Raw genomic sequence first — 12,748 nt, 5'->3', positions numbered from 1 at the left:
AAGCTGTTTTTTTATTTTTGAAATGGGCAAATACTTTGTATTCTATCAATCTATTTGATATAATAAGAACATAGGTTCTGTTCAGAGGAGGTGAAAAGAATGTATAGCGCCTATAAAATACAAATCCATTCCGATCATGAACTATTCGAATATTGTGATTCTCTCTGCTTCAAAGCGAAAAATTTGTATAACATTACGAATTACTACGTTCGACAGGTATTTACAGCTCTAAAGGCAGAAAAGAAAAACGAAAATCAACAACAAGTTCTGATGGATATCGAAACACATTTACCAAAAATGAATGAAATTCGACAGAAACACTATGAAAAGGAAATGGTAAAACCTAAGAAAGTAGATAAAAAGGGCAAAGAAATCGAACTGAAGCTAAAACTCTTTAAAATGCCAACCAAAGATCAATCATTCATTGGGTATAGTTTTGTAGAGGCCTTATTTAAAGTCATGAAGCAGATTGATTACACGTCCATGCCGTCTCAGTCCAATCAACAAACAATGAAAAAGGTATTTGATGATTGGAAGAGTTTTTTTGAAGCATCAAAAAAATATAAAATCAATCCAAGCTGCTTTTCGGGTAAACCAAAGATTCCAAAATATAAATCAAAAACAGGCAGGACAACGTGTTATTTAACGAATCAAATCACAGCAATCAAGGAAGGTAATGTTCTTAAGTTACCGGGAACCAGCCTTCAACTGAAATTAGGAAAGGTAGCCCTTTCAGAAGGGAAGCTGCAACAGGTTCGAATCATACCTTCCTATGGCCAATATGTTGTGGAAGTCGTTTTCAAAGCTGAACAGCAAGGAAAGGCGATTGTAAGAACAACAGAACAAATCAATAAATTCATTTTCGAGCCGAAAAAAGTAATGGGTATTGATCTAGGGGTAGATAACCTGGCAACTATTGTCGATAATTTAGGGCTTAAACCTCTGCTTATCAAGGGCGCATGGTTAAAATCCATCAATCAATACTATAATAAATTACGAGCCAATTACATGAGTATCATTCGAAACGGAAAGAGTCCCAAAGAAGGCGTATTTACGACAAACCGCTTGGTTGCATTGGACCGAAAAAGAAACAATCGAGTGATGGATTTCTTACACAAGGCAAGTGTTAAAGTGGTTACTATTGCCTTAGAGAGAGATATCGACACCATCATTATTGGGAAAAATTCGGGGTGGAAATTAGACGTTAACATGAGAAAATCAACAAAACAAACCTTCATCCAAATCCCCTACACAACATTCATTGACATGATTCGCTACAAAGCTGAGCGCAAGGGAATTCAGGTCATTATCCGCGAAGAAAGCTACACATCCAAGTCTTGTTTTTTAACAGAGGACCCGATTCCGACATTTGGTGAGGAATACCAAACAGCTTTTAGCGGACAAAGAGTGAAAAGAGCCTTTTACAAAATCACAGGGTCAAAGATTCAAATACACGCCGACGTAAATGGGGCTTTCAATATTGTTCGAAAACATGTATTTGGTGCTTTTGAAGGTCTTGATAGAAAACACTTCCTTCAATCTCCTAAGAAGATCATCATCGTAAAAAGTAAGAAAAAAGCAAAACGGAAGAAAAAAGCAAAGCTGAAGGCTTCGGCCAGATGTATTAGCGGGACCTGTGGTAGCCCACGTAAAGACAATGGGGCTTTTTAGCCTATTCTTTCGAAACCTCTAGCTTTAGCTATGGGGATACACTCATGATGGTCTAGTAAAGGATGGCTATATGAAACTTTACGGCAATTCATACAAGATTTTTACCAAGCCGAGCAATGATATTGTTGCTGCAGCCATTGATCGATTTCCAGATCGGTTTCTGGGCTGGGTAACAGTGAACCCAATGATCCCCGAATCAGTGGATGAAGTAGAATTATATCTAACTAAACCTGGTTTTATTGGAGTGAAAGCTCATCCGTTCATTCATGCGTATAGTATTAAGGCTCTTAGTCCAGTTGCGGCTATGTGCGAGTCAAAGGGCATACCTATGATTATTCATCTATCTTCAGAACTAGACTCCTATAAATATTTACCTGAAAATTACCCTAAACTTAAATTAATTTACGCTCATGCCGGTATTCCCTTTTGGAAAAAACTATGGAAATACGTAAGAGATCAGCCAAATGTTTTTATAGATACTTCCAGTGATTATCTTAATCCATCTATAGTGAAGCAGGCAGTGGATTCTTTAGGATATCGTAAAATCCTTTATGGCTGCGACGGACCATATGGAATGAAAAAATTTAATAAATATGACTATTCGACTAAGAAAAATTGGATTGAAACACTTCAAATTTCTGATAACCAAAAGGAATTTATCCTTGGAAAAAACTTCTTAGGATTATTAAGAATTCTATAAAAAGATTAGTTGAAAAATTGCCACAATAAAGAAGGAGCAGCTGAATTTGCCGTATTGGCCTATTTAGCCGCTCCTTCTAATTTTAGGTCATAAAACGCTCCTTTTTTCAGAGGATGCCTTTTTTCCCATTAATTAAATAGCAGGCAGGACTCTGGAATCATTTTTGTCAGAATCTTCGGGAAATTTGTACTTTTAGAAGGAATTTCCAATACCTTTGAAGAATTGTTTCGATTAACAAATTCTAGGAGGTGTAGTTTTTTGTCGTTTTTACGAATAAAATCAAAGAGAGAATGGTTTGCTGTACTTTTGTCACTATTCATCCTGTTTTCCACGTTTGCGCCCCAGGCAGCACTGGCAGAAGCCAAGATATCCTCTTTTTCCAAAGAGGAGCTTCAGTTGGAAAAGAAGCGGGAGCAGGATGCCAGGGCTGCTGAACTGAAACATGAAGGGCTTGAAAAAAGTGAGGATGCCGACACGAACGAACTGACCAACCTTTTAACAGGCCTTGGAATCAAGCCGGTGCCGCTTGAAGAAGCAGCAGACAAAAAAGAGAAATCGGAAGCAACACTAAAGGAAGCGTTCAAGAAAAAAAGTGAAGTCGACGTCATCATCAAAATGAAAAACCAACCAGACCTCCAGGCTATTTACCCTCAAATGAAACAAATGAAGAACCGTACCGATAAAATCAAAGCCATCAAAGATCACCTCACACAAAAAGCCGACAACTCGCAAAAAGGAATTCATCAGGCACTAAAGGCGATGGAATCAAAAGGAAAAGCCAAGAAAAAGGAAACATTGTGGATTATCAATGGTCTATCCGCTACCGTGACGAAGGAAGCATACGATGAGCTGAAGCAGCGGGATGATATCGCGGAAATTACACTGGATGGAATTATAAGTCTTCCTGAAATCACGGTCGAGGCTGCTCCGCCAAGACTTCCCGAGTGGGGCCTTGAGAAAATTTTCGCACCAAAAGTCTGGGGTCAATACGGGCTTAAGGGCGAAGGAATTGTAGTAGGCATCATGGATTCCGGAGTTGACGGAAATCATGAAGCCCTAAGAAAGAATTACCGCGGCCGTGACGGCAATCAGCAATATTCCTGGATTGACCTGTCAGGCCAAAATTATTCAACACCAAATGACGGGAACGGCCATGGTACCCACGTTGCCGGGACGGCAGTGGGAGGCGGCGACGGTGAGCCAATCGGCGTTGCTCCTAGAGCGGAATGGATTGCAGCCAAAATTTTCAACGACAGCGGGAATGCCACTCTTTCGGGTATCCACCAGGCATTCCAATGGTTCATTGCACCAGGAGGAGACCCTTCCAAAGCGCCGCACGTTGTCAACAATTCTTGGGGGAATTCGAATACATACACTCTCGAATTCTATGAAGATGTGAAAGCCTGGATTACAGCAGGCATTTTTCCTTCCTTTGCTGCAGGAAATGACGGGCCGGGGTCCCAGACGATCGGATCACCGGGCAGCTTCCCGGAAACGTTTGCCGTCGGAGCCACTGATATGTATGACCAAACGGCCTCATTCTCTAGCAGGGGCCCGGTTTACTGGGAGGATGGCAATGGCGAAAGGCAGCAGATCATCAAGCCGGATATTTCCGCCCCGGGCCACCAGATTTATTCGGCATGGCCAGGTAAATTAAATAAAGGAAAATATAACACAATCAGCGGGACATCAATGGCCACTCCACATGTAACCGGAGCGATTGCGCTTCTTTACCAGGCAAACCCGGAGCTGACAGTTGATGACGTTAAAAAAATCCTCAAGGATACCGCCCGCAAGGATCCTCATATGGGAACCCTGCCAAACGATTCCTATGGCAGCGGGATCATCAATATTTACCAGGCAGTCACCGAAGCGGTTTTTGCCGGTGAATTGAAGGGGACTGTTAAAAACAAAAAGGGTGAGCCAATCGCAGCGAATTTGAAAATAGATGCTGAAGGCCTCTCCTTCCAAATCACGAAGGATGGCAGTTTTTCTTTTAAAATAAGGGAAGGCTCTCATAAAGTAACGGTTACTTCCTTTGGCTACAAGACGTATGAAGGAACAATCACCCTTAAGAAAGGCGAAGTAACGAACGCCAATTTTGTCCTTGAAGACGCAGAGGCCTATACCGTCAACGGAAAAGTTGTTGACGAGTCCGGCAAGCCGGTTCCTTATGCGTTTATCCGAATGAAAAACACGCCACTTTCCACTATCCGGACAGACGAAGGCGGCAATTTTGAAATCAAACGGGTTCCGGCAGCGGCCTATGAAATGCAGGTAACAGGCGAGGGCATTAAAGGCAAAGCAGAGGAACTGACTGTAAACAAAAATATCACACTCGAACTGAAGGTTCAGAGGCTTGCAGCCGCACCAAGCAAACAGTGGGGTATGGCAAATGGAAATGCCCAGCGTAATGCCGTCTCCGGCAACGCAATAGATGTTCAGTCACTGGAGAAATCCTGGGAATATAGTGCGGAAGGAAAAGGTGACATCCTTTTCTCCACACCTGCCGCCGCTGATGGGTATATTGTTTTAACAACAGACAGAGGCTGGGTCGTTGGACTCGATTCCAAGTCAGGCAAGGAACGATGGTCTGTCAGGGTTGGAAGCACGAACCGTTCATCACCGACCATTGAACAAAACACAGTCTACCTCTCCGGCGGCCAGGATGGAAAAATTTATGCGCTTGATCTCACATCCGGCAGCATCAAATGGAGTACAACGGTCGGGGCAATGGCAATCTATGAATCTCCTGTTTACTATGAAGGCACTCTCTTCGTTTCATCGGACCTTACGGTAAATGCCCATTTGCATGCATTGAACCCTGAAACGGGCAGTAAGCTGTGGAGCGTAAAGCTAGGCGCACCGATTTATTTTGGGCCAAGCATCGGGAATGGCTTGATTTATGTTGGCAGCTATGACAACCAAACGATTCGTGCGTTAAAAATAAAAGACGGCACTGAAGTGTGGCAGAAAAAACTATCCGGAGAAGGGATTGCCTCTAAGCCGGTGTACGACAACGGAGTCCTTTACTTTACAGGCATCAATTTCGATACGGACGGCGGCACACTGTATGCATTAGATGCTCAGGCAGGAGCAGAAAAATGGAAGGTTCCCGGGATCGGGGATACCCAGGCGGGCTCGCCGATTGTCTATGAAAATATGGTCATCATGGGATCAGCCGTGCAGTCCAATCTGCGCGCATTCGATAAGGAAACGGGGAAAGAATTGTGGAGCAACACATCTGTTGGAACAACGTTGAATAGCGGCTCGGTAACGGCGAACGGCCTGCTGTTCTTTGCTTCTACGACTGGTTCCGTATCGGTTCTGGACGTTTTTACCGGTGAAAGGCTGAAGGATATCATTCTTCCGGTTTACAGCACATCGGGAATTCCAATCCTGCCAGGCCAAGTGATCCTCCCACATTTAAAAGGTATTGTAAGCTATCAGTCTCCCGGTATTCTTACTGGGTCCTTGAAGGATGCGAATGGCCAGCCGGTCAAAGGAACGCTGACGGTCGAAGAAACCGGTGAAACAACGGTAGCGGAAGCAGACGGCAGCTTTGTGCTGAAGCATGTTCCGGGTGAATACACGGTCCTCATTTCGCTTTATGGCAAAAAGCAGATCACCGAGAAGGTTCAGTTTGTTTCCGGCTATAAGCTCACGAAAGATTACCAGCTTGAGGAAGCAAAGAAAGGCTCGCTATCGATTGCCGTCAAGGATAAACGGACAGGAAAACCGCTCATAGGGGTAACGGTCGACATGAAGTTTCCCGGCATTCGCGGCGTACCGGATGACGCCGGGATGTTTGCCAAAGATGACGTCTTTGAAGGCACATGGGACATTGCATTTTCGCAGAACGGCTTTAAGGACGGCACCGCTAAAATTACGGTCAAGGCGGGGGAAAAAGCAACACTCACCTTTGAGCTGCAGCCAATTGATGTGGCGGTCCTAAACGACTATAAAGGCGACATCACCAAGCTTCTCGAAGCGAGCGGCTATCATGCGGAAGAACGAAGCTGGGATGTTGTCAGTGATATCGGCCGGTACAAGGTTTTATACCTGAACGGCGCATATGGCTCTGATGGCGTAATACCAACGGAGAAAGAGATTACGAATCTGATCAATGAAGCGAAAAAGCATGATGTGAGCATCATTTTTACCGACCAATGGGGGCAAAACTATGGTTCCATCCACCAGCTGCAGGATTATTACCAAAATCCAAGTGAACTTGGCCACAGCTATAATGAAGGTGAGGTAACCCTGAAGGTGGAGGCAGAGCATCCGATTGTGAAGGGCTACAAGGCCGGGAGCGAAATCCCGCTCCTGATGCAAAATGCAGACTTTGCCTGGTTCAATAACTACACAGGACGGACGCTTGGCAAAATCGGCGCAACGAAAATTGGCTATGTTGGTTCCGGCGTTGCCTATCAGGCCGTCTCGGAAAACAGCGCCCATCTCTTGTTGTCGAGTTTTGCTTCTGTACCATGGGAAACAGCCGATGACTGGATGCTAGGACAGAAACAAATTCTGCGGAATAGTCTTGACTGGCTGTACAGCTCCCAGTTCGGAAAAGTATCCGGAACAATCGTAAATGCCGCTGGTGAACCGGTGGAAGCGAGTATTGAAGTAGTCGAAACAGGTGTGAAGACGAAGAGCAGCACAAACGGGACATTTGAATTTTTCCATGACGAAGGCACCTTTACCATTGAGGTGCGCGGCAAAGGCTATGGCACCTATACTGGAACGTTCACGTCACAGAAAGGCATGCCTGCCGAAGTCACCGTTAAGCTTGGAAACTCGGAAAGAGGAAGCTTGTCCGGCGTGGTTACGGATGGGTTGACAAACCTCGAAATTGAAGGAGTGAAAGTAGAAGCCACGAATGCTGCCGGGGCAATAGCAGCCGAAACTCTGTCCGCGGCGAACGGCCGTTACCAGCTGACAGGGCTTCAGGAAGAAACGTTTACACTTACCTTCAGAAAAGACGGATATATTGTCCACTCGGAGAAGGTGGATATTGCCCGCCATTCAGGCGACATCGATGTGAAGCTTCATACGATGCCATCGGTTGCTGTCGTAGGGGACCACTATTCAAGTGACACCAGCTTTAAAGCACTGCTCAAGGAATATGGCATCACGGCTGTCGAGGTCCAGCCTGCCGACCTTCCAAAGCGAATCGGTGAATTTAATGTTGTGTTCCTTAACGAACCGAGCACGATTGGATTTACCAAAACCGTTTTTGAAAATACAATGAAAGCCGCCGACGAAGCGGGAACGAGCGTGATATTTGGGGATAACTACTGGAGCGGTTCCGGCCTTAATCACCTGGTAAACTACAGGAAGGATCCAGAATCCCGGACAACGGTCCGCAGTACGACACAGGCAGCAGTATACAAAATCCTGGCAGAGCATCCAATCTTCGATGGCCTGAAAGCAGGGGATGCGATCAAGATTTTGACTCCGGCAGCAAGCACCTTTGCCTATTTTAAAAATTACAGCGGCTATCCACTCGCAGAAATCGGCCTTGACGGTTCATCCGCAACAGACGGGCTTGGAATCGCGTATAAGCCAAGGACCGAAAACAGTGTGGAACTGTTAATGGGCGGTCATGGATTTTCGTCGTACCATGGTTCAAAGGACTATACCCCGGAAGGAAAGCAGATCTTGCTCAACGCCATCCTTTGGGCAGCAAATGTAAAATTTCCTGTTTTGAAAGGGACCGTCCTCGATGAAAACGGCGAACCGCTGAAGGTTGATATCAAAGTAAATGGCCAGCCTTTTGAAACCCAATCCGATTCTGCCACAGGCGGATTCTCGATTGCCATCCTCAATGGCACGTATGATGTGAGCTTGAGTGCCTATGGGTACAAGTCGAAAACAGTGAAACTGAAAGCAGCAGTTGATGGGGAACCGCAGATGATTTCAATGGAAGTAGCCGGGGATGTTGGGTCGATTGCCGGAACGGTCGAGAACGAAAAGGATGGCAATGCCATTTCAGACGCCATGGTTACGCTAATCGGCAAACCAAGATCCGCCGTATCCAATACCCAGGGGCAGTTCAGCCTGTCGAAAATCGAACCGGGAACCTACACGGTCCGTGTGGAAAAAGAAGGGTTTGTCCGCAAGGATGTTTCAGTCAAGATCGCTAAAGGGGAAAAGCTTGCTTTAAGTGTGAAACTAAGTCCTTCCCCAACGATTGGGCTGATTGTCGACCTGACAGCCTCTGGAACTACCTTTAAACAATACTTAGAGGCACGAGGCTATAAAGTGGTATCCCTCGACTTTAAGGATATTGACAAGCTCGATGGGGTCGACCTTGTGTTCGCAAACTCAGATTATAAGCCGGAAGTGGTCCCGAAAAAAGCAGACTTTAAGGCATTCCAGGAAGCATTGGACAAAAAGCGTAAATCGGTCATCTGGACCGGCCAAACCGGAGGCCGGGGCTCGATCCGTTATCTGTACGAGTATGATGGAGATCCTTCGTCCATTTTTGACGGCACGAATAAAACCGGATCAAAAGGCATTGTAACAGAAGATCATCCATTGGCGGCAGGCTTTAAGGCCGGAGATGTAATCGACATCCCGAGCAAATCCGGTTACTATTACGGATTCAATGGCTATTCCGGAAAAACGGTCGTCGCTTTTGAACAATCACAGACCGGCGAAAAAGGTTCGATGGTGGCCTACAAGGGGCGGACAAGTGAATCATTGGAGATCCTGCTTGCTAATATGACCATCAGCCACGTTTTCCAACCAGGCGATCCGGCAATCTTTGACGCCGGCAGGGAAAAACTGCTGATGAACGCCATCGATTGGGCTCTTGCCGAGAAGGCCCCACTTGTAGGAGAAATGCACGGAACCATCCAGAACGAAAAGGGAATCAAGGTAAAAGGAGAGGCGGTTATTAAAGAAACGGGCAAAAAGCTGATCTCCGATGAACAGGGCAAATTCTTTACAGCGCTTGAAACGGGAACCTACACGGTTTCGGTAAAAGCTTTCGGCCATCATGAAAAAGAATTTACTGTTTCCATAAAGAATGGCCAGGTGTTGAATGAAACCTTCAAGATTCAATCTCAAAATGCCGGCATACTGAAGGGGAAAATCAGCGATGCGGCAACGAAGAATGTGATTGCCGGCGCTGCCGTTGAAGTGCTGGGAACTCCTGCTGCGGTGAAAACCAATGCTGCAGGGGAATACGAGTTAACGTTGCAGAATGGCTCATATGAGGTTCGCATCAGTGCATCTGGCTACAAGCCAATATTTGAAACAGTTCAGATTGTCGAGGGGCAAACAGCAACGCTCAATGTATCGATGGTTGCTTCCCAGAAAATTGCTATCCTTGCCAATCCGTATAATGAAGCGAAAATTGTTCCATTCATAAAGGCGTACGGCTATGACTTTGATTTTTATCCGTACACAGATTTTGAGACGCTGATTGAAAAGATTGGGGATTACAAGCTGATCATTGCCAATGACATCTCAAGTACAATGAAGGACCGTTTTAAGGTATTGGTCGAAAAAGCAAACGAACATCAGACCAGCATGATTTTCCCAGGCCAATACGGATTCGGTTCCATAAGTGAGCTTTCAAAGGCCTATGGCGACCCGGAAAGAACATCGTCCAATTATGTCGATAAAGAACTCAACATCCGAGTCGACGAGAACCATCCGATTTTCCGTGGCTTTGAGGCGGGTAAGGAGTATCCACTCCTGCAAAATATTAAGGGAGCCGTCCAATATTCCAGCTTTGAAAATTACAGCGGCACGACGCTTGGGACCTTGACCAATCCGGCAAAGGGACCTGCCGGCGCATCTGTCGCCGTGAAGTTCAGTTCGCCAAACAGCGTACACATTCTGTTGTCGACACTGCATATCGGCAACTACGGCGACCCTGAGGAACGCTGGACAGAAAATGCGGTGCAGCTATACCTGAATGCCATCGATTATGCGTTGATTGCCAGCCAGGGTGAAATCAAAGGGGTGGTGACAGATGCTCAGGGCAAGCCGATTGCCAATGCTCTTGTCTCAATCCCGGGCACGAACGTCAAAACCACAACGAATTCTGCCGGACTCTACCGGATTGGCATTGGAACCGGCAAGTACGATGTGAAGGTTCAGGCACGAGGCTTTGCTGAACAGACCGGCCAAGTAGACATTATGGAAACCGGCAGCAGCGTTGAATTGAATTTTGTACTGAAAGCAATCGAGGGCTCAGACCTGAAGGGAATGGTCGTCGGCAAAAAGACAGGTGCGCCGGTCGCAGGTGCTTCTGTGACGCTTATTCCAAAGGATGATCCGGATTTCAAAGGGAACGCAGCAAGCGGTTCGGACGGATCATTTGTATTCGAAAACCTGCTCCCGGGTGAATATATGATTGAAGTGGTCCAGAATGGCTATCTGCCGGCAAGGACTGAAGTCAAAGTCGGGGAAGAGGATCTGACCGTGAAGCTTGAATTGAATGCCATCGAAGTGGCAGTCCTCGGCGACCTGAACGGGGAGTTAAGCAGGTTTCTGAACGAACAAGGTATTTTTGCAGAAGAAAGAGGCTGGGATCTCCTTGGCCAGCTAAACAAATACAAAGTAGTGGTGGTCAACACGAACACCGGCACGAAGGAACAGGTTGACCAGTTGATCAAGGAAAGCGATGAGCATAAAGTCAGCTTAATCTTTACCGGTACATGGGGGATGAAAGACGGCTCGATCCAGCTGCTGAGGCAGGCTATGGGAGTGCCGGACCAAGATCAGCAGGGCTACAATGAAGGGGCCGTTTATCTGAAAAGCTTGGCGGACCATCCGTTGTTTGCTGGCCTTAAAGCGGATGAAAATGGTTTGATCAAGATCCATCCGGAAAAGAGCCCATATGCCACTTTTAAAAATTATAGCGGAACCCCATTGGCAGGATTGAACGTCGACGGTGAGGACAAAGGAAATGCGATTGCGTATGAATTCAGAGGCAAAGACCATATGCACCTGCTGCTGTCCTCGTTCACTGCAACCAATATCATCGGTCCGGAACACGGCTGGACAGCAGACGGCAAACGGCTGTTTGCCAATGCGGTCCGCTGGTCGATGAATGCGGAACAGCAGCTTCCAAATGCACCGGTCTGGGACGTTGACAATCAAAAGGTAAAAAGTGAACCAGCCATTGTTAAAGGAAAAGCCGATGCTGGAACAACCATTCGTGTGTATGAACAAGCGGGAAATAAGATAAACCTCCTCGGCACTGTGAAAGCGACCCTTGAGGGAACGTTCTCAATCGAGCTGAACCTTCATAACGGTCAACATACGCTCTTTGCAGAGGCGGAAAACTTTGCTGGAAAAGCCAAGTCCACTTCCACAATGAAGCTGATTGTCACCGGAAAACCAGATAAAAAATAGAGAGAAAAGAGCTGCATCTTTTTGGCTTCCCTTAATGGGGAGCTTTTATTGTGCGAGGGCAGTTGCACTTTTGCTTTATACAAGCATGAATATTTTGTTACAGGTTTGGTCATGTTACCATTCCGCTCAAAGAATAACAATAGAAACCAGCTTGTTTTAACTACAAACTGGTTTCTATTGTTAAAGTCATTTTATTTATTTTACGTTCTTGCTCATTCCATAGGCATTTCGTTAAAGAACGCTACGTCCTCGATAGGAAGGCGGGTAGTCGGATGTCCTGGTTTTGTTGCTTTTCCAATCGCAATAAGCATCACTGGCACATATTTTTCGTCAATTCCGAAGGCTTCAACAAACTGTGCTTTGTTGTAACCTCCCATCGGAACTGTGTCGTAGCCTTTGGAACGGGCGACAAGCATGAGCTGCATGGAAATCAATCCACCATCCGTATATACGACTTGGCGCGCTACTTCTGGTGGGAAGCTTGAGTACGTGCCGACCGTGCGCTCGATGAATGATTTAGCCGTATCGACCGGCATAAAGCCAGCTTCAACTGCTTGTCCATAAATTTTTTCAGCCTTCTTGTAGCTTTCCAGATCACCAAGAACAGCAATAACGGCAGAAGCTTCGACTACTTGTTGTTGGTTAAAAGCGATCGGCAAAAGCTTGTTCTTAAGCTCTGGCTTATCGATGACTAAAAAACGCCATGGCTGCAGATTCGAAGACGAAGGAGCCAATGTTGCTAATTCTAGTATTTCGGTCATTTCTTCGCGTGAAATCTGCACTGTTGGATCATATGAACGAACAGAACGGCGTCCCTGAATCACATCAATGAACGTTTGCTGTTCCTGCTTTTCAAGAGTTTGTAAGTTTGACATAATCATGCCTCCTAGTGATGTAAGGATAGTTTCTTTCCCCAATTACGAACATTTTAAGGGAATTCATATATAGTTAGGATATAAATCCTTTTATGGTAATGTGAAATAAATCACTTTTTCGCAT

At 45.8% G+C, this 12,748-nt stretch carries 4 protein-coding genes; 3 read left to right on the top strand and 1 reads right to left on the bottom strand.

Annotated elements, in window-relative coordinates:
• Positions 1-99 precede the first annotated feature (99 nt).
• The 3 genes from ACIQCO_RS23490 (at position 100) to ACIQCO_RS23480 (ending at position 11,749) form a co-directional block, all read left to right on the top strand.
• Positions 100-1,671: an RNA-guided endonuclease InsQ/TnpB family protein gene (locus ACIQCO_RS23490; protein ID WP_400433481.1), complete on the top strand. Its 1,572-nt coding sequence runs from the start codon at positions 100-102 to the stop codon at positions 1,669-1,671.
• Positions 1,672-1,741: 70 nt separating this feature from the next.
• Positions 1,742-2,371, top strand: coding sequence for an amidohydrolase family protein (locus tag ACIQCO_RS23485; RefSeq protein WP_400433478.1), 630 nt, complete (start codon positions 1,742-1,744; stop codon positions 2,369-2,371).
• A 258-nt stretch (positions 2,372-2,629) separates the two neighbouring features.
• Positions 2,630-11,749, top strand: coding sequence for a carboxypeptidase regulatory-like domain-containing protein (locus ACIQCO_RS23480; protein WP_400433475.1), 9,120 nt, complete (start codon positions 2,630-2,632; stop codon positions 11,747-11,749).
• A 212-nt stretch (positions 11,750-11,961) separates the two neighbouring features.
• On the opposite strand, the gene ACIQCO_RS23475 is transcribed toward ACIQCO_RS23480, so the two are convergent.
• Entirely contained in the window at positions 11,962-12,624 is a 663-nt protein-coding gene (locus tag ACIQCO_RS23475; RefSeq protein ID WP_400433472.1) for a nitroreductase family protein, read from the bottom strand.
• Between the last annotated feature and the right edge of the window lie 124 nt (positions 12,625-12,748).

It is taken from the genome of Neobacillus sp. NPDC093127 (assembly GCF_044754175.1).
In the GTDB taxonomy this organism is placed as follows: Bacteria; Bacillota; Bacilli; order Bacillales; family Cytobacillaceae; genus Neobacillus.
This window is presented reverse-complemented; position numbering and strand designations above follow the sequence as displayed.

Bases quoted from the DNA above. Each gene is read 5' to 3' on its own strand.
- ACIQCO_RS23490 (WP_400433481.1), top strand. From the start codon at position 100: ATGTATAGCGCCTATAAAATACAAATCCATTCCGATCATGAACTATTC.
- ACIQCO_RS23485 (WP_400433478.1), top strand. From the start codon at position 1,742: ATGAAACTTTACGGCAATTCATACAAGATTTTTACCAAGCCGAGCAAT.
- ACIQCO_RS23475 (WP_400433472.1), bottom strand. From the start codon at position 12,624: ATGTCAAACTTACAAACTCTTGAAAAGCAGGAACAGCAAACGTTCATT.